At 59.1% G+C, this 21,757-nt stretch carries 19 protein-coding genes and 1 pseudogene; 12 read left to right on the top strand and 8 right to left on the bottom strand.

All coding sequences use genetic code 11. From position 1 onward, the window contains the following. Positions 1-158: 158 nt before the first annotated feature. Positions 159-2,567: a replication restart helicase PriA gene (priA, locus tag ACOYW1_RS19450; RefSeq protein ID WP_482419357.1), complete on the bottom strand. Its 2,409-nt coding sequence runs from the start codon at positions 2,565-2,567 to the stop codon at positions 159-161. Between the two features lie 613 nt (positions 2,568-3,180). Between priA and upp the strand changes: the two genes are divergently transcribed. Both upp and ACOYW1_RS19440 read left to right on the top strand, forming a co-directional pair. After that, a complete protein-coding gene (gene upp / locus ACOYW1_RS19445) occupies positions 3,181-3,807 on the top strand; it encodes a uracil phosphoribosyltransferase (protein WP_180140408.1) in 627 nt (208 codons plus the stop codon). A gap of 165 nt (positions 3,808-3,972) precedes the next feature. Continuing rightward, positions 3,973-5,247: a uracil-xanthine permease family protein gene (locus tag ACOYW1_RS19440; protein ID WP_482419356.1), complete on the top strand. Its 1,275-nt coding sequence runs from the start codon at positions 3,973-3,975 to the stop codon at positions 5,245-5,247. Between the two features lie 645 nt (positions 5,248-5,892). On the opposite strand, the gene ACOYW1_RS19435 is transcribed toward ACOYW1_RS19440, so the two are convergent. Beyond that, positions 5,893-6,879, bottom strand: a complete 987-nt coding sequence (locus ACOYW1_RS19435; protein WP_482419355.1) for a DUF2804 domain-containing protein — start codon at positions 6,877-6,879, stop codon at positions 5,893-5,895. Between the two features lie 551 nt (positions 6,880-7,430). Between ACOYW1_RS19435 and ACOYW1_RS19430 the strand changes: the two are divergent. The 3 genes and pseudogenes from ACOYW1_RS19430 to putP all read left to right on the top strand — a co-directional run. Next, positions 7,431-7,715, top strand: a pseudogene (locus ACOYW1_RS19430) (outer membrane protein transport protein); the annotation flags it as partial. A gap of 110 nt (positions 7,716-7,825) precedes the next feature. After that, on the top strand, positions 7,826-8,938 hold the full coding sequence (locus ACOYW1_RS19425) for an OmpP1/FadL family transporter (RefSeq protein ID WP_482419354.1): 1,113 nt from the start codon (positions 7,826-7,828) through the stop codon (positions 8,936-8,938). A gap of 208 nt (positions 8,939-9,146) precedes the next feature. Next, positions 9,147-10,625: a sodium/proline symporter PutP gene (putP, locus tag ACOYW1_RS19420; protein ID WP_218951010.1), complete on the top strand. Its 1,479-nt coding sequence runs from the start codon at positions 9,147-9,149 to the stop codon at positions 10,623-10,625. A gap of 271 nt (positions 10,626-10,896) precedes the next feature. On the opposite strand, the gene ACOYW1_RS19415 is transcribed toward putP, so the two are convergent. From ACOYW1_RS19415 to ACOYW1_RS19405, 3 genes are all read right to left on the bottom strand, one after another. After that, the gene (locus tag ACOYW1_RS19415; protein ID WP_482419353.1) at positions 10,897-11,346 is read right to left on the bottom strand and encodes a hypothetical protein; all 450 of its coding nucleotides are present in this window, start codon (positions 11,344-11,346) and stop codon (positions 10,897-10,899) included. Between the two features lie 423 nt (positions 11,347-11,769). After that, complete coding sequence (locus ACOYW1_RS19410) at positions 11,770-12,252, bottom strand: MBL fold metallo-hydrolase (RefSeq protein WP_482419352.1); 483 nt, start codon at positions 12,250-12,252, stop codon at positions 11,770-11,772. Between the two features lie 17 nt (positions 12,253-12,269). Further along, complete coding sequence (locus tag ACOYW1_RS19405) at positions 12,270-12,656, bottom strand: hypothetical protein (RefSeq protein ID WP_482419351.1); 387 nt, start codon at positions 12,654-12,656, stop codon at positions 12,270-12,272. A gap of 467 nt (positions 12,657-13,123) precedes the next feature. Here ACOYW1_RS19405 and ACOYW1_RS19400 point away from each other — a divergent pair, with 467 nt between their 5' ends. From ACOYW1_RS19400 to ACOYW1_RS19385, 4 genes are all read left to right on the top strand, one after another. Then, positions 13,124-13,684, top strand: coding sequence for a hypothetical protein (locus ACOYW1_RS19400; protein WP_482419350.1), 561 nt, complete (start codon positions 13,124-13,126; stop codon positions 13,682-13,684). Beyond that, positions 13,639-13,800, top strand: a complete 162-nt coding sequence (locus ACOYW1_RS19395) for a hypothetical protein (RefSeq protein WP_482419349.1) — start codon at positions 13,639-13,641, stop codon at positions 13,798-13,800. Before ACOYW1_RS19400 ends, ACOYW1_RS19395 begins: the two co-directional genes overlap by 46 nt. Positions 13,801-13,881: 81 nt before the next feature. Continuing rightward, the gene (locus ACOYW1_RS19390) at positions 13,882-15,132 is read left to right on the top strand and encodes an IMP cyclohydrolase (RefSeq protein WP_482419348.1); all 1,251 of its coding nucleotides are present in this window, start codon (positions 13,882-13,884) and stop codon (positions 15,130-15,132) included. A gap of 199 nt (positions 15,133-15,331) precedes the next feature. Then, positions 15,332-16,486, top strand: a complete 1,155-nt coding sequence (locus tag ACOYW1_RS19385; RefSeq protein WP_482419347.1) for an ABC transporter substrate-binding protein — start codon at positions 15,332-15,334, stop codon at positions 16,484-16,486. A 1,280-nt stretch (positions 16,487-17,766) separates the two neighbouring features. On the opposite strand, the gene ACOYW1_RS19380 is transcribed toward ACOYW1_RS19385, so the two are convergent. Continuing rightward, complete coding sequence (locus ACOYW1_RS19380) at positions 17,767-18,165, bottom strand: NUDIX hydrolase (protein ID WP_482419346.1); 399 nt, start codon at positions 18,163-18,165, stop codon at positions 17,767-17,769. Positions 18,166-18,409: 244 nt separating this feature from the next. Here ACOYW1_RS19380 and ACOYW1_RS19375 point away from each other — a divergent pair, with 244 nt between their 5' ends. The 3 genes from ACOYW1_RS19375 to ACOYW1_RS19365 are packed head-to-tail and all read left to right on the top strand — an operon-like array spanning position 18,410 to position 21,074. Continuing rightward, positions 18,410-18,871 carry a hypothetical protein gene (locus ACOYW1_RS19375; RefSeq protein ID WP_482417420.1) on the top strand — a complete coding sequence of 154 codons (462 nt, stop codon included), beginning with the start codon at positions 18,410-18,412 and terminating at the stop codon, positions 18,869-18,871. 19 nt (positions 18,872-18,890) lie between these two features. Continuing rightward, a complete protein-coding gene (locus tag ACOYW1_RS19370) occupies positions 18,891-19,958 on the top strand; it encodes a type IV pilus twitching motility protein PilT (protein ID WP_482419345.1) in 1,068 nt (355 codons plus the stop codon). 57 nt (positions 19,959-20,015) lie between these two features. After that, positions 20,016-21,074: a type IV pilus twitching motility protein PilT gene (locus ACOYW1_RS19365; protein ID WP_482419344.1), complete on the top strand. Its 1,059-nt coding sequence runs from the start codon at positions 20,016-20,018 to the stop codon at positions 21,072-21,074. 141 nt (positions 21,075-21,215) lie between these two features. Here the strand turns inward: ACOYW1_RS19365 and ACOYW1_RS19360 are convergent, their stop codons facing one another. Both ACOYW1_RS19360 and ACOYW1_RS19355 read right to left on the bottom strand, forming a co-directional pair. Further along, positions 21,216-21,629, bottom strand: coding sequence for a metallophosphoesterase family protein (locus tag ACOYW1_RS19360; RefSeq protein WP_482419343.1), 414 nt, complete (start codon positions 21,627-21,629; stop codon positions 21,216-21,218). Continuing rightward, positions 21,577-21,741 (bottom strand): hypothetical protein, encoded by a 165-nt coding sequence (locus tag ACOYW1_RS19355; RefSeq protein WP_482419342.1) that lies wholly within the window; start codon positions 21,739-21,741, stop codon positions 21,577-21,579. Before ACOYW1_RS19355 ends, ACOYW1_RS19360 begins: the two co-directional genes overlap by 53 nt. Positions 21,742-21,757: the final 16 nt, after the last annotated feature.

The following is a 21,757-nucleotide window of genomic DNA, read 5'->3' as shown; positions in this document are numbered from 1 at the left end:
TTTTAAAAAATCTTTTTGAGTGAATTTTTACTTTAAAGGCGGATGTGATTTGACCCGAGGAACGAGGGGCAAAACACATCCGCAACCTGCTTTCAAGGTGGCACACCTTGCCGCCGGAGGCTGTTTTTTTTGAGCTGAATAGTTACGATAAAATAAGATTATCCCAGTGCATAGGGGTCCACGTCAATGGTGACGGAGACATTGGAAAATCCCCCCTCCTTGCGAAAGGCTTCAAGGGCGTCTGCGGCCATTTTTTTCATGACGGAAGGGGACTCTCCTTTGAGGAGGATCTGCCAGCGGTAGCGGTTCATGGCGCGGGTCAGGGGCGCTTCGGCAGGGCCCATGATGGCAACGCCGGTGTCCGGGCGCCGGTCCCAGAGGAGCCCGGAGAGCTTCTGGGCGGCTGCGCGGCTGCGCTGGCTGTTTTTGTCGGCGATGCGAATCAGGATGATCCGGGTAAAGGGCGGGTAGGCCAGGGCGCGGCGAAACCCGGTTTCGTGGGTGTAGAAGGCGTCGGCGTCGTGGTCCACGGCGCAGCCGATGGTAAAGTGATCGGGCACGTAGGTCTGGAGAATCACCCGGCCGGGCTTGTCGCCCCGGCCCGCGCGCCCGGCCACCTGGGCCAGGAGCTGGAAGGTGCGTTCCCCGGCCCTGAAGTCGGGCAGGTTCAAGGCGGTGTCTGCGCAGATCACGCCCACCAGGGTGATGTCGGGGAAGTCGTGGCCCTTGGCGATCATCTGGGTGCCCACCACGATGTCCACCTGTTTTTCCCGGACCCCTTTGAGGATCTTAAGGAGGGAGCCGCGCCGGGCCGTGGTGTCCTGGTCCATCCGTGCCACGGTCTTGTGGGGGAAGATGTCCTTGACGGCCTCTTCCACCTTTTCCGTGCCGCTGCCCAGGAGCTTGATCTTGTTGCCGTTGCAGATACGGCAGTGGGTCTTGGCCGGTTCAAAGTAACCGCAGATGTGGCAGCGAAAGGCGCCTACGCCTTTGTGGAAGGTCATGGAGACGTCGCAGTGACGGCATTTTAAGGGCTCGCCGCAGTGGGCGCAGATGGGCGCGCCGGAAAAACCACGGCGGTTTAAAAAGAGGAGCACCTGCTCGTCCCGGTCCAGGGTCTGGGTCATGGCCTCCACGAGGCGGGGGGTGAGAAAGGTGTGGATGCCCGGCAGGTCCTTGTATTTCTTTAAGTCCACCACCTCGATCTCGGGCATGGGCTTTTTGTTCACCCGCTTGGTGAGCAGGACCTCTTTGAACTTGCCGGTGGTGGCGTTCCACGCCGATTGGATGGAGGGCGTGGCCGAGCCCAGGAGCACCACGGCCCCTTCCATGCGGGCCCGCACAGCGGCCAGGTCCCGCGCGTTGTACCGAAGGCCGCTCTCCTGTTTGTAGGAGCCGTCGTGTTCCTCGTCCACCACGATGAGGCCGATATCGGTGAGGGGGGCAAAGATGGCCGAACGGGCCCCGATGACCACGCTGACCCGCTTCTCGGCGATTTTCACCCACTGGTCGTAGCGCTCCCCGTCGGAGAGGCCGCTGTGCAGGACGGCGATGCGGTCCCCAAAGCGGGACTTGAACCGGCGGTCGGTCTGGGCGATGAGGGCGATTTCAGGCACCAGCACCACAGCCGTCTTCCCGGCGGACAAGGCCTCTTCCACCAGCCGCATGTAGACCTCGGTCTTTCCGCTGCCCGTCACCCCTTTTAAAAGGAAGGTGGCATACCCCTCTTTGAGCTGTGCCGACACCGTGGAAACCACCTTCTGCTGCTCGTCGGTGAGGGGCGGCGGGGTGTCGGGCACGATCTCTTCTCCCAGGGGGGATCTCTCCACCCGGTCCTCGAAGAGGTGGACGAGTCCCATCTCCACCATGGGGCCCAGGGTGCTCTTGGCCGAGGGGAGCTTTCGGTTGAGGTCGGACCGGGCTGTGGCGCCGTGGACGCGCAGGAAGTCCAGGAGAAGCTGGCGTTTTTCCGTGACCCCTTTTTGGGGGAGGGGGCCGAAGGCCGCCTCGGCCAGGGTCTCCATCTTGGCCCGGGTGCGTGCTGTGCTGAGCTCACGGGTCACCGTGATCCATCCCTTTTTCTCAAGGGCCTGTATCTGGGCGCGGGGGACGGGCGGGTCTGCGTCGATGAGCTGTTTCAAGGGGACCGGTGAGTTTATCAGCAGGGCAAGGAGCTCTTTGTCCGCCTCCGGGCAGGCCGGGTCGCCTGCAGCGGTTTTTCCGCTGTCCGTGAGGGAGGCCACCTGCCGGTCCACCACATTGAGCCCGCCGGGCAGGGCTGTTTTGATCACATCCCCCATGGGGGCCATGTAATAGTCGGCAATCCACCGGAACAGGGGAACCATGGCCGGGGTAAACAGAGGGCAGGGGTCCAGGGTGTCCAGAATGGACTTCACCTGAGGTGCAAAGGCCGTGATGTAACCTGTCACCGTGCGCCGGCCAAAGGGCACGAGGACCCGGGAGCCCACGGCCGCGTGGGCACGCAGGTGATCCGGCACGATATAGGTGTAGGGTCCGGACAGGGGCAGGGTTACGGTGACCTGGGCGTAACAGGTGGCGTCGGGCATGGAACTCTCGGTAAGGGTAAATAGGCGGCCCGGCGTTTCTGGCTCACGGGGCGGGCCTTGGGTTGTTGATGTCGCCCCCACTATAATGATGCCCTTAAAAAATGTCACCCCCCAAAGCGAAACAAAACGGATTCGCGGATACTCTACTCTTTGTTCCTTGGAGCATCACCTCTGCTGACGGGCTACGCCGTGGACAGAGGTGTGAGGGCTTCAAGCATTTTTATGTATCAAAGGGCTTTTCATGGCTAAAATGGCTTTAAGGTCTGTTTGTTTAAGGTTTCAAAGGTTTGTCTCCGACAGTGCCCCGGGGACAAAAACAGGTTGAAATCCCGGGCCGCTTTTTATATACTTCGTTGATTTTGCCGTGAGGTCAGGGCGGGGTTCGGATGAATCTTCTTGAAAGTCCGATGGGTTGTGGTTTTCGGCTGCGAACGTGTAAAGCGTAGCCATGGCCCGGGGGGATATGCGTCCTGCGGCCGCCACGGCAAAACATGGAGGGACCGGATGGCCGACCCGCGGGTCGGTGTTGTCCATAGATCAAGAATTAAGATCACTAAAATAGCGTGGCACGAAAGATCGCGTGGCACGAAAGCACTTGGCTTCAGGAGGATCCATGGCCGTACATATTGCAGAACACCCCCTTATCAAGCACAAGCTGGGCTTGATGCGAGCAAAGAATATTTCCACCAAAGACTTCAGGGATCTCTCCTCTGAGGTGGCCCGTCTTCTTACCTACGAAGCCACCAAGGATCTGGAGACCGAAGAGGTGGAGATCGACGGCTGGGCAGGTCCCGTAACCGTGGAGCGCATGAAGGGCAAGAAGATCACCATCCTCCCCATCCTTCGCGCCGGCCTCGGCATGATGAACGGCGTCATTGACCTGATCCCCTCGGCCAAGGTGAGCGTCGTGGGCCTCTACCGCAACGAAGAGACCCTGGAGCCCGTGGTCTATTATGAAAAGATGGCAGGGGAGATGGACAAGCGTATCGCCCTGATCCTGGATCCCATGCTCGCCACCGGCGGCACCCTCATCGCCACCATCGACATGCTTAAAAAGTCCGGTTGCACCAGCATCCGCGGCCTCTTCCATGTGGCGGCCCCCGAGGGCATCAAGCGGGTGACCGATGCCCATCCGGATGTGGACATCTATGTGGCGGCCGTGGATGAGCGGCTCAACGACAAAGGGTACATCCTTCCGGGCCTCGGTGATGCCGGGGACAAGATATTCGGTACCAAATAGTTCTATTGAGGGGCTTCGGCCCCTCTTTTTTTATGCCCTTTTTCGGCGGCCATGGGCCGCTTTCGTCAGAGGGCACCATAGATTTTGTTTGTTTTGGGTCCTTTCGGGGGCCTTTTTTATGATCTTTTTTCTATTTATGATGTGTGTGCTGATTCAGGAGGGGAAATGACAAGCAGCAGCAATAGCAGTTACCGGTTTAGCGTGAAGGATTCGTTTTTGGGGGCCCAGATGCTTTTCGTGGCCTTCGGTGCCCTGGTGCTCGTGCCGATTCTGACGGGCCTCAACGCCAACGTGGCCCTGTTTACCGCAGGGGTGGGAACCCTGATTTTCCAGGTGGTGACCCGGGGAAAGGTTCCGGTTTTCCTGGCGTCTTCTTTTGCCTTTATCGCCCCCATCTCCATCGGGGTGCAGCAGTGGGGCATCGCGGGCACCATGAGCGGCCTCATCGCCGCCGGTTTGTTTTATGTGGCCCTGAGCTTTCTCATCCGCTGGCAGGGATCGGCCATCATCGAGAAGGTGCTTCCCCCTGTGGTCACCGGCCCGGTGATCATGGTCATCGGTCTGATTCTCTCCCCCGTGGCCGTGAAGATGGCCACCGGTGTGGCCAACCCTGCGGCCATTATTCCCAAGGACGTTGCCCTGACCGTCTCCATGGCGGCCCTTGCCACCACGGTGCTGGTCTCTCTTCTGGGGCGTGGCATGATCAAGCTGATTCCCATCCTGTGCGGGATTGTGGTGGGGTATGTTGTTGCCCTGTTTAACGGTCTGGTGGATTTCAGCCCGGTGAGGGATGCCGCCTGGCTGGCGCTGCCCGACTTTACCTTTCCGGAGTGGAACTCCGCGGCCGTGTTCTTTATCGTTCCCGTGGCCATTGCCCCGGCCATTGAGCACTTCGGGGACATCCTTGCCATCGGCGGCATCACGGGCAAGGATTACCTCAAGGATCCCGGCATCGAAAACACCATGCTCGGTGACGGCCTTGCCACCAGCTTTGCCTCCCTTCTGGGCGGCCCCCCCAACACCACCTATTCCGAGGTGACAGGGGCTGTGGCCCTCACCGGCGCACAGAATGCCGGGGTCATGACCTGGGCGGCCATCACTTCTATCCTTCTTGCCTTTGTGGGCAAGCTCGGGGCCCTGCTTTCCAGTATCCCCACCCCGGTCATGGGTGGCATCATGCTGCTTCTCTTCGGCGCCATCATGGTGGTGGGTCTGGATCCCGCTGATCATCCCCGGCGAGGACCTCATGGAGGCCCGCAACCTGACCATCGTGGCTCTGATCCTTGTGTTCGGCATTGGCGGCATGAGCGTCTCCGCCGGTCAGTTTACCCTCCAGGGCATCGGCCTTGCCGGGATCCTCGGCGTGGTGCTGAATCTTGTGCTGCCCCGGTGCAGGGTGGACGAAAAGTAATGCCCGGCCCACAGGGGCCCTGTGAGTGAGATGAATAAAAAAGCCCGCCGGCTCGGCGGGCTTTTTTTATTGTGTCGACGTAACTGTTCATCGTTCTTCTTGAATGGAGCTTGGACCCTGGTTGTCGCTTGCCACGGCCTTTGAAAAAAAACGTGAAAAATCGACCGAAACGGAGCACCGCACTCCGGTGCGGCATTTTAGTCTGTCTTCTCACCCGAGCGAGGCCGGAATACGTAGGCTGAGGGGACAAGGGGGTTCGGCGGAGGGGCAGGCCCATGGCCCAAACGATGATCAAGGTCGACGTTTGTTTGAAGGGCGGATGTGATTTGACCCGAGGAACCCATCTACGCCCGTGTTTATGTGAGATCATCCGATCAATGGCAATGGCTCCGATGCGAGAAGCGATCAGTTTTCGCCTGCGGCTACGTTGTGACATGGGGCAAAGCGTATCCCATACCTTCGAAGGGTGAGAGCCTGTCTGCCTAAACCACCGGCTTTTGTAGCGGGCGAAGCCCAGCCGAAGGCCCTTGCGCTTTTGCCCGAGGAACGAGGGACAAAGCGCAAGGGCGATGTGTTTCGAGGTGGCTCACCTCGCCGCCGGAGGCATGCTTTTTGAGCCGATCGATTGTAACCTGGGAATGCAGCTTTTAAGGCTTGAATCGTTACGCGTCGAATTACCATTTTGCAAAATGGTCCTCGCAGAATCCTGGCGCACCGGTCACGGTTACGGGGGATCCGCCGGGTAGTGTGACGGTGCCGGTGAAGCGGCCGCAGAGCTGGGTGAAGAGGCTGCCCACGACCAGGGCGTTGACCTTCTCCTCGCGGTGGCCCTCCGGGGTGAAGGCCAGGTCGATGATGCCGTCCATGGAGGTGATGCGCCAGGGGGCGGTGGTGTTGTCTTGTTTGTAGTCGAAGTGAACGGGGCCAATGTGGGTCGGGGTTCCATCAACCCAGACCATGTTTTCGGTAAAGCCGGTCTCGTTGACTCCGGCCGCCAGGTTCATACCAAAGCTCCTGCCGTCGGCCAGCATGGCCGCCGACGAGGCCCAGCTCCAGAAGGTGTTGCGCCGCATGTAGCCTGCGGACCAGTCGGTGAGGGCCAGCACCTGCGGCGAGGTTATCTCCGTCTGGGTGCCGTCCACGGTGAGGGTGCCGTTTATTTCGACGGGGGACCGTTTGTCGGTGTAGGTCCAGCCCCTGTACCCGGTGCGAGAGACCACCCGCAGGGGGGCCGGGTGCGGGGCGGTGAAGGCCGCCTTGAGCGAAAGCCTGTCGGTGCGGCATTCCACCCCGTCTTCGGAAATAGTGAGGTCAAGGGCCGGGGTCTTGATGCGGCTTAAGGGGGCGTCGGGGGTGGGGCGGATGCTGGCCTTGAAGGGGGTGAGGACCGAGGTCTCCGTGAGTACGCCCGTGGCGCGGTCAAGGTGATAGGCGAATCCGTTTTTAATGAGTCCCAAATCCACCACCGCCACACCGGCCATGAAGGTGTCGGACATGAACCCCACAAAATTGAAACGATTGAACTTGAAGCGTTTATATAGAAAGCTGCGTCGCCTGCCGAAGGCCGACCTGAGGTCAAAGTCCAGGAAGTTGAGTTTTCCCACCGGTCTGTGGTGGTAACCGTAGGGCAGTGTTCCGTCTTCCCTGATCAACGTGTCCATCTCTCCTCCCTAAGTTGTCTGGCTAAGGCTGTTTTTGGCTCTGCTATTTATATTGTGTGCGTTCTATTTTTGTCCTGTCTTACCCCCGGCTGTGTAGGATTTCCATAGGGGGGCTGTAATGAAATACCCCAACTTCAGAATACCTGGGCCGGTTTGTTGGCATTGGTTGTCTTTGGGGGTGTTCTTTTTTCGGTGTACAACCTGGTGCTCTGCTCGGAAAAAATCAATTGTATACTAAAAAAATGTCGATACAATTTAAGAACTCTGTTTCTTACAGTGATTGATGGATCATACATGAAACGCTGGTATTGCAAAATACGAGTTTTAACAAGGTATTAATCCGGCGCATGGAATTGTGATTCTAATTTTAGAGTGTAAATGCCGTTTGCAGTTGACAAGTGGTTTTCACGGTCTCTACTATCTCTCCAATCGTGCAAAAAAAGTTAGTTTCCTGTTCTGGTGGATTGACTCGCGGTTGCTTGTGGTGAACTTAGTTAGCTCCTGACAACCGGTGACAATATAGGTAACAACAAACTTTTTGGGAGAGAAGTATGAAGGTGGAAAAAATGGTGAAAAAAGGATTGGTGGTCCTTGCAGCGGTGGTGCTGAGTACGTCGTCGGCCTATGCAGCCAACGTCGAAACCATGGGGATCGGCGCCATGAACACGGCCCAGGCGGGCGCCGTGTCGGCCTACTGCGACAACGTGTTTGCGGCTTATTACAACCCGGCGGGGCTTTCGCTCATTGAAAAGCCCACCATATCGGCGGGTGCCATGTACTACAACGCCAAGATTGAGGTGTCTGACTGGAATGTGGTATCGCAGGGGTCCAACCCTACTTTGGATGGCGCGCCATCGGATTATGACTCCGATACCATGCACATCGTCAGCCCGTCCCTGGGCTTTTGCGTATCGCCGGGCGACAGTCTGATAGTCTTACTCTTGGTGTGGCTGCGTATACCCCTTACGGTCTTCATGTTACTTGGGATAAGGATCCTGCAAAATCTCCGTCCAGTGCCTACGCCTGGGAATCTTACTACGGGCGTGTGGCTGTATCCCCTACCTTATCATACAAGGTGTCGGATAAATTTTCAGTAGGCGTTGGGGTGAGTCTTGGGCGCTCGATTTCGGAAGCTGGAAAGACAATGGAATACAGCGATGATTTCAATGCAACAGCTATCTATAAAAAGAACGCTGCAGGTGGGATGACACCTGACCAAGCGAAAGCACAGGCAGGCCTGAATGCCTTTAATTTCACCGGCGATGCTGAGAAGGCTCAAGAGCTGGTAATGTCGGCTACGCTTCTTGATGGCGCTCAACTGAAGATGGAGACCACCGATGATTTTAACTACTCTTTCAACGTTGGGCTTATGTACCGTCCCATTGAGCAGCTCTCCATGGGCCTGACTTATCGAGGTCGTTCCGATGGTGATTTCGAAGGGGATGTGATGATATCTGGCGCCATGGGGGGGACACAGAACCTCGATGGTACCGTCACGATGGAGTATGACCATCCTGAGCAGGTGCAGGCAGGTGTTCGCTGGATGCCCAGTAATAAGTTTTCGGTTGAGGCCGACGTCACCTGGACCAGGTGGAGTATCAACGAGAATCAGGATGAGCATGCCGTTATCAACGTACCCGACGCTTATGTTGGTCTGGTAGGGGCATCGACTATTGAGACGACCTTTAAGCATGAGCGTGACTGGGAAGATACCACCGCATACAAATTGGGCATTTCTTATCAGGCCACTGAGGCTTTCGTCTTTCGTGCCGGCTATACCTACGACCCCTCACCCGTTCCCGATGAGACCTTTGAGTTTGGCTGGCCTGACACGGATCGCAACGTCTATACCCTTGGTATGGGATGGCAGATCAATGAACGATGGAATATTGATGCTGTCGTCCAACACGTGATTTCGACGTCGAAGCGTTCCACAACAGGTGGAAGTACCGAGCTTAATAAAAATTACACTGCAGCCTATGGTGCCCCTGCTCAAGTGTACTGCGAAAACGAAGGCATCCTCTGGGGCGCAGGCATGACCCTGACCTACACCTTCTAAGGCGCGTTTGATCGTTTCCCATTGCTTTGGGGTAAAAAAGGCCGCTCCCGTCCGGGGGCGGCCTTTTTGCGTCCATGGGCCCGGAGTTGAAAAGACCGGGCCGTTCTGATAAAAACCACGGGTTGTTCGTAAAAACCGGCGCAACGCCGGTTTTTTTGTGTGTATGAATCATGGGGAGCGGAAAGTAGGACGTATGCAGGACAGTAGTGTGTCGATTTTGATTTCGTTTGTCCTCTACCTGATATTCATGGTGGGGATCGGTTGGGTGTATTACGGCAGGACAAAGACCCTCTCGGATTATATCCTGGGGGGCAGGGGCCTCAACAGCTGGGTGGGGGCCATGAGCGCCCAGGCCTCGGACATGAGCGGCTGGCTCCTTCTGGGCCTGCCGGGGTATGCTTACGTGGCGGGGCTTGAATCCTTCTGGATTGCCTTTGGCCTTGCCATGGGGACCTGGCTGAACTGGAAGTTCGTGGCCGAGCGGCTGCGGAACTACACGGAGATGTCCGGGGACTCCATCACCCTGCCCGACTATTTTGAGAACCGGTTCCGGGACACCTCGCACCTGCTGCGGATCATTTCAGCCATCTTTATCCTGATCTTTTTCCTGATCTACACAGCCTCCGGCTTTGTGGCCGGGGCCAAGCTCTTCAGCACCGTCTTCGGGCTCAGCTATAACTCGGCCCTTCTCATCGGGGTGGCGGTGATCATCTCCTACACCTTCCTGGGCGGGTTCATGGCAGTGAGCTGGACCGATTTTTTCCAGGGCATGATCATGATCGTGGCCATTATCGTGGTGCCCACCCTGGGCATCATCAAGGCTGGAGGGCTTGCCACCACCCTGGACGGGATCCGCTCCATCAACCCCGCCTTTTTAAGCATCTTCACGGACACCAAGGGGGCGCCCCTGGCCGTGATGTCCGTTATCTCCCTTGCCGCATGGGGGCTGGGTTACTTTGGTCAGCCCCATATCCTGGCCCGGTTCATGGCCATCCGCACCACCGCCGAGATTCGCAAGGCCAAGACCATTGCCATGCTCTGGGTGGTGGCCAGCCTCTCCTTTGCCGTGGTGGTGGGCCTTGTGGGTCTGGTCTGCCTGGACGTTCCCCTGGCTGCCGGGGATCAGGAGAAGATCTTCATGGTGATGGTGGATCAGCTGGTGCCCACGGTCCTTGCCGGGGTGTTCCTGGCCGCGATCCTGGCAGCCATTATGAGTACCGCCGACTCCCAGCTCCTGGTGACCTCATCGGCCCTGACCGAGGATTTTTACAAGGTGCTGTTTCGAAAAGAGGCCTCGGACGCTGAGCTTGTGTGGGTGAGCCGATGTGCTGTCATGCTGGTGGCGGTGTTTGCCTGGATGTTTGCCCGGAATCCCGATAGCTCCGTGCTGGGCCTTGTCTCCTATGCCTGGGCCGGATTCGGTGCCACCTTCGGCCCCATCATTCTTCTTTCGCTTTACTGGAAGCGCATGACCCGCAACGGGGCGCTGGCCGGCATCGTGGCGGGCGGGGTGACCGTGATCGTCTGGAAGCAGCTTACGGGGGGATTTCTGGGGTTGTTTGATCTTTATGAGATCGTGCCGGGTTTTCTGGTCTCCATTGTTGTGATCGTGGCGGTGAGCCTCATGGACAAGGAGCCCGCCCACGAGATCCAGGCGGAGTTCGATGCGGTTAACAACACCATTTAAAGGCCTCCACAAGGGACTTTCAGTGTAAAAAAGCCGTGACCGGTCATGTGTTTATGACCGGTCACGGCTTTTGTTTGTGAAGGATGGGTTGTAACTATTCAGCTCAAACAAGCCTCCGGCGGCCCTGTAACAACTTTAAAAAGTTTGACAAACAGGTCTTAAGCAAGCCTTTCCAGGCTCCGCCGAAATAATTTCCACATTTTTCACATTAGAAAAGTTTTTTGCGGAGCTTTTTTTCAAAAAAGCGACCCGCCGGAGGCAAGCTGAATAGTTACGATGGGTTTTTATTTAAAGGCCGAGGCCAGGGTGTCTGCCAGCAGGCCCTTGCGGGCAGCTCCACGAGGCTTGTGCCTTTTACGGGGACGGGGGTGGCCGTCTTCACTGGCGAAAGGGCCTCTGCGTCGCTGTCCATGGCAAGGACGCGGAGTTCTTCGGCCCCTTGAAGGGCGGTGGCAAGGGCGCCTTGGGGGAGGTCCCCCGAGGCCACCACGGTCCATTGGTTGCTCAGTTCCTGATGGAGCAGAAGGGCGTCGAGTTCCCTGCGCACCAGCACGGTGCGGCGGGTGGTGCCGGAAAGGACCAGGGGAACAGCGTCGCTGCCTTCGACGGTATGGTACTCCCCGTCGTGGCCGTGACCCATGCGGTAGATGACGACGCGTTTGAGCTCCTTGTCCCGGATCACAGGGATGGTGAGCCCTTCGGGGAGAAGGATTTTGTCCACGCCTTTGGTGCCCCAGGAGTCTGCGGGCCTTCTCGTGTTCCTTACCTGCCAGCCGATGAAGGCCTTCTTCGGGTTTTGATGGGACCGCCAATAGAAGGGGCAGCGATCGGGTCGCCTTGTGCCTGCCCCAAGGCGTCTGCTTTGCGGAGACGGCGAAGCAGCTTGGCTCCGCGCCCAGGGGTGTGGATGAATTTTTCGTGGTGTCCATGGGTGCGGCTGCTCCATGCAGATGCCACGTACCGCTGGTGGCCACAGGGAGAGTCCCTTGTTTCATGGGCTCTTGTCACAAGTGGTTTCGTTGGACCCGCAGGAAGGGGTGGCCCGTCCGTGACCAGGGTGGAGCGCGTGGCCGGGTCGTGGGTGGGATGACCAGGGCGATCTCCATCTGATCCCAGCTGAGTAGTGGGCAAGGGCCATGGACTACTAGTGGACATGGCTGGCTGAGCCTGGTAGGAGTTTCGTGTCGTCCGGGAAGGTGAGCAGGAAGGTGACGGATCGGTAGAAGCTCTCCATGTCTCCTGAAAAGCAGGTCCCCACCGTGCCGTTGAAGAGGGTGTCTCCGGTGATGAGGCGCCCTTTGATCTCAAAGGTGAGGCAGTCGTCCATGTGGCCCGGGGTGTAATGGACGAAAAGGGGTTCCCCGTCGATCTCCAGTCGCCCCTGCCTGCGAAGGGTGGGGATGTCCAGGTGGGTGGCCTTGGAGCGCAGGAGCAGCGGGGTGTTGCCCACGGTGTGGTCCGGATGGGTGTGGGTGTTGATGACGTGGGTGAGGTCAAGACCCCGGGCGTCGACAAAGGCCAGGATCTCGTCCACGGCTCCGGGATCAATGGCCACGGCGGACGTGGGGCCGCTGACCACATAGGAAAAATTGTCGGCGCTGTAGCGGAACTGGGTGAGGGTGAGCATGATGTCCTCCCAGAGGGTTAAACGGGTTTGACGGGCAGGGCCTCCACCGAGAGTGTGAGCTCGCCGTTGTCCGTGCGGAGGTCCCAGGATTTGATGCCCTTCATCATGGCGGGGTACCTGGACTGTTTGGCGGTGATGAGATCCAGGACAACGCGGACGAAGACCTCCCTCTGCTCTGCGGGGAGCTGTGCGGGGAGGCGCTCTTCCACCTGGGACCTGTACCCTTCTTTCCCCCGGCTTTCGAAGAGGGAGAGGTTCCAGCCGGTGACGGCCAGGGAGATGAGGTGGTGCTTCATGGCGTCGTCGTCGCAGGCGGCACACAGGGGCGCAGCAAGGGTGAGGACCGCGTCGGCCACGTCTTCGTGGGTGCAGGCGGCAAAGTTGTTCACGGTAAGGGTGCTCATGGAAAGTCCTCCGGTTGAAAGTCAACATGACGACGCCTCGTTGCCTTGGCGGGTGCGTCGGGTTTGATCCGCTTGATTCCCGGCGGTGATGCCCCTAAACCTAAGCTGATTCCATGAAAAGTCAAGGCAAGGCAGGTCTTCTTCCGATTCGGCTCGGGGGCATGTGGGATGGGTCGGAGGGCGTGATTTGGGGTGTTATCATTGATTTTTTGTGCTTTGGGGCCGCGTGGGATTTACGGGTTTCCCTGAAACCTCACAGACCCTGCAACGGCCGAAAGCACGGTGATTTTCGTGCACTGCCCCGTCCGGAATGCACCTTGATCTTTGCCATGGGCTGTTTTACTATTGCGCACCTGCCGCAGCTGGGGGGCCACGGGCCGTCAGGGGCGCGGAGACCATAACGGACAGTCGGGGCGCCGGCCGTTCATCTAAGAAAATACCACCACAAAAAAACAGGACAACACACTATGGGGATGAATATTGTGGATCGCATTGACGACCGGGTGAAGGTCGATCATGTGCTGATCAGCGTGTCGGATAAAACGGGACTGGACACTCTGGTTCCCGCCCTGGTGCGGGTCAACCCGTCCATTCGTATTTTTTCAACGGGCGGTACCTTCGGGGCCATCGAAAAGATCCTGGGCGATGCCGCGGCAAAGCACCTGGTGCAGGTGTCGGATTACACGGGCCAGCCCGAGACCCAGGGCGGACTCGTCAAAACCCTTGATTTCAAAATCTATCTCGGAATCCTGACGGAAACATACAACGATTCTCATCAGGAAGACTTAAAGAGAACCGCCGCAGTTCCGATAGATATGGTAGTTGTGAACCTTTATCCCTTTGAGGCCACCGTGGCCAAAGAAGGGGTTACCGTGGAGGAGGCCCGCAGCAACATCGACATCGGCGGTCCCACCATGGTCAGGGCCTCTGCCAAGAACTACCTTCGGGTGGCCTCGGGTATCCCTCGGATTACGGGGCCGTTGTGGCGGCTCTGGAGGCCAATGACGGGGCAACAGACCTGTCCTTAAGGTACGAGCTGGCGACCAAGGCTTTTGAGCATACCGCCACCTACGACCGGCACATTGCCGATTATCTCGCAGCACAGGCCCCGCAGAGCGTGTCGGGGTGTTACAGCGCATCCTAAACACCCTATCCGGACCCGGCAGGACCCGCGGCGGCTTTTCAGACAGGCTGCAGAGGGGCCCTTTCGGGGGGAGAAAAGCACATGGCAGACGATCTGAAAAAGATGTACCGAACCATCATGGACGACCACTTTGCACCGGCCATGGAGATATCCTTTGTGGACGGCGACAACCGCCAGACCCTCTTTTACGAGAAAGTGGCCTGGACCATCGACCAGGTCAAAAAAGGGCTGCGCTACGGTGAAAACCCGGGTCAGGAAGCGGCGCTGTACCGCCTGGCCAACGGCAACCTGGTGGTGGGGGAGACCCAGACCATCGCGCCGGGGCGTTACCTTGCCTCGGACATCGAGCTCCTTCAGTCCGGGAAGCATCCCGGCAAGACCAACCTCACCGATGCCGACAACGCCCTGAACATCCTGCGTTACTTCACCGATACCCCCACGGCGGTCATCGTGAAGCACAACAACCCCTGCGGCGCGGCCCGGGCCGCTTCCCTGGAAGAGGCCTACGCCAAGGCCTACATGGCCGACCGCATCGCGGCCTTCGGGGGGTGCATCGCCCTGAACCGCAGCGTGGACAAGGCCACGGCCGAGGCCATCAGCAACCAGTACGCCGAGGTGGTTGTGGCCCCCGATTTTGAAGAGGGGAGCCTGGAGATCCTGTCCGCGCGCAAGAACCTCCGGGTGATCCGCATCGGCAACATGGACCGCCTCCAGAGCTATGTGGGAGAGCGCGTTGTGGACTTTAAAAGCCTCATGGACGGGGGGATCATCACCCAGCTCTCCTACGTGCCCGAGGCAAGGACGCGCAAGGACCTCAAGCTTGCCCAGTGCGAGTACAAGGGGACCCTCTACACCATCGACCGGGAGCCCACCGACGCCGAGTACGAAGACATGCTCTTCGGCTGGCTGGTGGAGTCCGGCATCACCTCCAACTCCGTGATCTACGTCAAGGACCAGGTGACCGTGGGCATCGGCACCGGTGAGCAGGATCGCGTGGGGGTTGCCGAGATCGCCGTGGACAAGGCGTACAAAAAGCTTGCCGACCGTTACGCCTTCGAGACCTATGGCGTGGGGTACGTTGACCTTACAGACGCCGACAAGAAAGCGGAGATCGACGCCAGGGTCAAGGCTGAGAACGGCGGCATCAAGGGCGCCACCATGGTGAGCGATGCCTTCTTCCCCTTCCGCGACGGTGCCGACGTGGGCCTTCGCGAGGGGGCCAGCGCCATCGTCCACTCCGGGGGATCCATGAACGACTACCAGTCCATTGAGGCGTGCAACGAATACGGCGCCACCATGGTCTACACCGGCCAGCGGAGCTTCAAGCACTGATTCCGACTGGTCTTGAACCGATGCGCCCTTGCAGACCGCAAGGGGCATCAACAACGTATGTTCCGGTGGGGTGACGCACCGGAGATGACCGGCGGCACGCCTCCAATGCCAGTTGGAGGCGTGTTTCAGGCCCTTTTGGGAAACAGTGGTTTACAAAAGGGGACCTGGTAACCCATCTGGTGTTTTAAGCGGTGTGTGTATGACGGACAAGCCTGTGTTGAAGATTGGTCACCTGCGGATTACCGATCACCTGATTCTGGGTGTCACGGATCTCAAGTTGAAAAAGGGAATGGAGACCTTCAAGCATTGCTCCCTCCAGCCGGTGTTGAAAAACGGGTGGAACGAGGTGGCCGACGACCTGGCCACCGGGGCCCTTGACGGTGCCTTTATCCTTGCCCCCACGGCCATGGACATTTACAAGTCCGGGGTGGGCATCAAGCTGATCCTGTTTACCCACAAATCGGGCAGCATCCTGGTGAAGAGCCGCCGTGCGGGAATCCAGCGCATCGAAGACTTTGCCGGAAAGGTGGTCCTGATCCCCTACCAGCTTTCGGTGCACAACATGCTGTTTCACCGTCTCCTCAAGGAGAAGGGGCTCAACCCCGGCACCACCCGGGACAAAAAAGCCGACGTCTTTCTGGAGGTGGTGGCGCCTTTTCAGATGCCCGATGCCATCGATCTGGATGAAGACGGGGAGATCGCCGGGTTCATCGTGGCCGAGCCCATCGGCACCAAGGTGATCAACAGCGGCAACGGGGAAGCCATTCACCTCTCATGCGATCTCTGGCCCAAACACCCCTGCTGCGTGCTGGTGATGCGCGACGAAGTGATCGAAAAGAACCCGGACGCCGTCCATGAGCTGACCCGCAGCCTGGTGCGCTCCGGCATGGCCGTGGAGGCCCAGCCCAAGCCCGCTTCCATCATCGGTGCCGATTTCCTGGGGCAGAACAGCGATTTGATTTACAAGGTCCTCACCGAGCCCAAGGAGCGTATCTCCACGGACGAACTCTTCCCGGTCATCGACGACCTGGCGAAAATTCAGGATTACATGAAAGATGAGATGGGGATTCTGACGGACAAGATCGATCTGGATAAGTTCGTGGACACCCGGTTTGCCCTTGATGCAGGAGGTCAGACCGGACCTTTTTCGCCCCCGCAACCCGTGGTCATGGGTTATGCGGGGCCGGCCTTTTCAATGATGCGGAAGATGCCTTCGATGGTACGGGTTCCCCAGGAGCCTTTTCCGCTGAAGGTGGGCCGCTCCTCTTTGTTGAGCCGCTCAGCCACCTGGGCGGCGGACAACCCTTCCCGGCGTTTCATGCCGATGATTTCCTTTAAGATAAAATCTTTGTAGGCCTCGGGGTCCGAGGGCAGTGGGGCGTGTTCCTCGGCTGCCGCAGGGGCTGTGCGGGCTGCCTGCCGGGGTTGGCTTGGTGCAGGTTCAGTCTGTTGGGGCGGCGTGTCCACCAGGTCCCAGAGGTTGTCCATCTCCTCGTGGGGGACGCTTGTGGGGGCAGGAGACGCCGATGGTTCATGGGCCGGGGGCTCGTCCGATGTCCAGAGGTCGTCCAGGCCCGTGTCGCTCATGGGTTTTTTGGCGGGTTCCGATGACGGCTTTTCGTCCACCAGGTCCCAGAGATTGTCCATCTCCCCGTCGGTATTTCCGGCGGGCGCTTCGTCCACCAGAGCCCAGAGGTCGTCGGGTTTCTCCTCGGCAGGGACATCCACCAGGCTCCAGAGGTCGTCCGGCTTTTGGTCTTCGGGGGTCTCCACCAGATCCCAGAGGTTGTCCATCTCCATGACAGGGGATGGCTTTGGCGGCTCGTCGTTTACGAGGCCCCAGAGGTCGTCCGTGTCTTCACCGGAAGGTGGTTCCTCGGAAAGGGTGTCGGTGTTATCCGGGGAGGGGGGTGGCGTTGCCTGCGCCGGGCTCTCGGGGGCATCCCGAGGGGCCTCGGGGGCGGGTGAAATTTCTGCCGGGGGCTCCGGGGCCGGCGATTCGGGCGAAGGCTGAGGGGCCTGGCCTGCCATGGCGGCCAGGGGGATACCCGATGTTTGCAGGGTGTTGAGGATGGCCGCCAGGTTGCGCGATTTTTCCTCTTCCACGGCAATGCGGCGTTCCATGGCCGAGGCTTTGCGCTCTTCGGCTTCGGCCAGGCGGCGCTGCTGGATGACCAGCCTTGCGAGAAGTGCCGGCGTGGGGTTGTCGTCGTCTAATAGGGCGAGGATGTCGTCATCGTCGTCGTGTCGAAACGCGCTGCGGGAGAAGAGGGGCCCCTTTCCTGCGGCCCTGTTTCTTAAGGCCAGGCGAATCTCCTCACGGGTGAGGCCCGACTCGGTGCATTCGGAAATGTAGGTAAAAAGGTGGATGTCGTCGCGGCTGAGGGTGTCGTCTCCCGCGTCCCCGGTTGCGGAGAGGAACTCGCTGTAGATGTGTTTCCACAGGAGAAGGGTGGAAACCCCTGTTCCGAGCTCCTTTGCAGCCTCTTCCACACTGTATCGCTTCTCGTCGGCCATGCCTTCTCCGTGGGGTGGCAACTGATGGATTTGCTGATGTCAGGAGATGATCAATCACCCGCCCTAATAGTATCGGCAATTGTATCGGCGCATTTTAGTGTATTTTATCCCAAGGTGTCAATCGACGGCCCGCTTCTCCGCCCAATGGGTGATCACCAGGTTGAAACCGAAGGCCAGGTCCAGGGCGTCGGCCTCTTCAAGGCTGAACCAGGCGATCTTCTGGCCCTCGGTGAGGTCCACGGTCTCCGGGTCGAAGTCGGCCCTGGCGGTGAAGACGTATTCCAGGCGGTCCGGGAAGTCGTAGACCCCGAAGGGGCGGATGGCTTCGGGGCAGAACCCCAGCTCTTCCATGAGCTCCCGGCGGATGCAGGCCTCCGGGGTTTCCCCTGCCTCCACATGGCCCCCGGGAAGGTCCCACATATTGGGACAGGGCAGGTGAGGCAGGTCGTCCCTGAGCATGAGCAGTACCTTGTCCCCGGGGTTGATGAGCAGGATACTGGTTCCCTCTGGTTTCATGTGAATTCCCAATGATAAATAGGTGAAAACAATTGTTTAATAATTGACAATTTTTTTTGATACAGCCTATATTTATAAGGTTTATCGGGATATTACAAGACGGAAAAAAAGGGTCAATCTTCACCGTGGTTGAGACGATAAGGGTGGTAGTGGCAACCAAGTGGACCTCTACCGTGAACGGATTGATAACCGGGCCGGGCAGTGCGACGGCGCGGCCGGTTCTGCTCGCCAGGAAGGAGCGCGTATGGGCATCTACCCGAAAAAAGACTGTGAAATCACCTTGTGCCTTTCCAACAACAGCCAGCTTGACGGGCTGGTGAATATTGTGGGTCGGGACATCCGGACCTTTCTTTTGGACAACGAATCCGACATCGTGATGTACGAAGCCGTCAACGGGGAGGACGAGAGCCGCCGCCCCATGATCGTTCCCAAGAAACACATCCTCTGGGTGGAGGTGAGAAACGGGGACCTTTCCGAGAGAAAGGTGGCCATCTACCGGAAGATGAAGATGAAGATGACCAACGGCCAGGTGGTGAGCGGAGAGATCGACATCACCGGGTACGACCGCGTCTCCGACTATTTTCTGAAGAATACGGACATGTTCACCGAGGTGTCCAACGTGGCGGTGGACGGAGAGACCGTCCGTTCCATTGTGTTTGTTTCCACCACCCAGTATCTCTGGGTTATTCCCGACGAAGACGCGTAAAGGGACCCGGAGGTTTTTCATGGCAGAATTGGATAAGGTGTTTCAGGCCGGTGTCAACCTGCGGGCCTCGGACGTGCACGTGGTGCCGGGAGAGCCCATCATCCTGCGCAAAAAAGGGGGGCTGGTGAAGACCCGTACACCCAGGCTCACCCCGGATCAGACGCGGCGGCTCATCACCGAGCTCCTCTCCGAGGAGGAAAAGGACCGCCTGGCACGGGAAAACCAGCTTGATTTTTCATACGAGATCAAGGGCCTCGGCCGCTTCAGGGGAAGCGCCATGGCCCACAACCGGGGACTGAGTGCGGCGTTCCGCGTCATTCCTCCATCCATCCCCTCCCTTTCCGACACCGGGCTTCCCGAGGTGGTGGCCAAGGTCCTGGACCAGCACCAGGGGCTGATCCTGGTCACCGGGGCCACGGGCATGGGCAAGACCACCACCTTGGCCGCCATGGTGGATTTCATCAACGGGCGCAGGGCCCATCACATCCTCACCGTGGAAGATCCTATTGAGTTTGTCCACCCCAAGAAAAAGGGGGTGGTGAACCAGAGGCAGGTGGGCCGCGACACCCACTCCTACCTCAACGCCCTGAAAGGGGCCTTGAGGGAGGACCCGGACGTCATTGTCATCGGTGAGCTTCGGGATCTGGAGACCATGTCCCTTGCCATCAGCGCCGCCGAGACCGGGCACCTTGTCATCGGGACCCTCTCCACCACCAACGCCCCCAAAACCGTGGATCGCATCATCGACTCCTATCCCCCCGGGGAGCAGTCCCAGATCCGGGCCACCCTGGCTGAGACCCTCAAAGCCGTGGTGACCCAGAAGCTCATCGCCTCGGACACGGAAGACCGCATGCTCATGGCCTCTGAGATCCTCATCGTAAACCTGCCGGTGGCGGGCCTGATCCGGGACTCCAAGGTGTTCCAGATTCCCAACCTCATGCAGACGGGCAAGGGCCTGGGCATGAAGCTGATGGATGAGTCGGTGACCGAGCTTCTGGATCAGGGCCTCATTAGTGTGGAGACGGCCCTGACCCATGTGGAGTCCGAAACCCTGCAGCGAAGGCTCAAGGCCGGGGCGGCAACGTGATGAAAGGAGTGACCATGGAACGGATACGGACGGCCGGAGCCGTCGGCAGGAGGGGTTGTGGCGGTTATTGATACCTATTTTACGGAGCTGATGGAAAAAGGGGCCAGCGATCTTCACATGGTGGTGGGGCGCCCGCCTATGCTTCGATTGAAAGGGGAACTGGTGGAGACCGGTCATCCTGTCCTGGACCGGGAGCGGATGACCGAGGTGCTCTTTGAGATCCTTCCCGGCGACAAGCAGAAGGAGTTCGAGGCCAATCTGGATTTGGACATGGCCTATGAGCTGGACGGTGTGGGCCGGTTCCGGTGCAACTTTTTCTATCATCACAACGGGCCCGGCGCGGTGTTCCGGATGATCCCCACCGAGATCCTTACCCTGGAAGACCTCGGCCTGCCCGAGGTGCTCAAGACCATCGCGGATTTTCCCAAGGGCCTGGTCCTGGTGACGGGCCCCACGGGCAGCGGCAAATCCACCACCCTTGCCGCCATGATCGACTACATCAACAAGAACAGGGAAGCCCACATCATTACCATTGAGGACCCCCTGGAGTTCGTGCACCAGAATCGCCGGTGCATCTTTACCCAGCGGGAGATCGGCTCCCACGCGTCAAGTTTTGCCGATGCCCTGAAGGTGGCGGGTCGCGAGGACCCGGACATCATCCTGGTGGGGGAGATGCGTGACCGGGAGACCATCAGTCTGGCCCTGACCTGCGCCGAACTGGGGATCCTGGTGTTCGGCACCCTTCACACCAACAGCGCCTCCAAGACCGTGGACCGTGTGATCAACGCCTTTCCCGCGGACCAGCAGGAGCAGGTGCGCACCATGTTCTCCGAATCCCTGAGGGCAGTTATCGCCCAGCAGCTCCTCAAAACCGCCGACGGCACGGGCCGTTGTGCGGCCAACGAGATCCTTCTGGGCTCCACAGCCCTTGCCAGCGTCATCCGAAGCGGCAAGATCGCCCAGATCAACTCCATGATCCAGACAGGCACCTCCCAGGGCATGCAGTCCATGGACCAGCACCTCATGGAGCTGGTGAAGGCCAAGAAGATCACCGGGGCTGCCGCCTACGAAAAGGCCATGGATAAATCCCTTTTTGAGGCCCTGAAACACGCGTAAGTCGCATACAACGGCGGTATCCTTAACAGTCTCTGTAATATTAAATCATTAATGTTTACGTCGGGCGAAGCCCGAGCCAACGCCTCCGTCGGCCCCAGGAACGAGGGACAAAGCGCAAGGGCTATATGCGTTTGGGAAAGGCTATTCGCCCCGACGGGGAAGGTCGAGGTGGTCCACCACCTTGCCTGTGGCCAGGTCCACCAGTTCGAGGCGGGTGCCCGTGAGCCGGGCAAAGCCCTGGTGGCCGCCCCGGGGGCGGGCCGGAGAGCCGGGGTTGAGGAACACCTTGCCCATGAGGGTGTCCAGGCGGGAGACGTGGGTGTGGCCCTGGACCACGATGTCGTAGTCGGTGAGATCCGGCAGGTGGCGATGGCCGTGGGCCAGGAGCAGGGTGGTCCCTTCCCAGGAGAAGGTGGTGGTCAGGTCTCCCGAGAGGGTCTCCGGGTGGTCGCAGTTGCCGCAGACATACCAGGTGGGGCCGGCAAGGGCCTTGAACTCTTTTTCAGATGGCGTTCGGGTCGTAGTCCGGGTGGCTTTTTCCGTAGACCGTGTCAAAGAGGTCCCCTGCCACGGCCAGGCCGTCGCCGGGGTTAAGCTGGGCCGAGATACGGCGCCAGGTGGGCAGGTGGCCGTGGATGTCGGCCGTGATGATCAGCTGCTGGGGCATGGTGGGTCCTGTTCTT

This window comes from Desulfoluna sp. CYM3A, assembly GCF_056829965.1.
The sequence above is the reverse complement of the archived record's forward strand: the minus strand, read 5'-3'. Positions and strand labels throughout refer to the sequence as shown.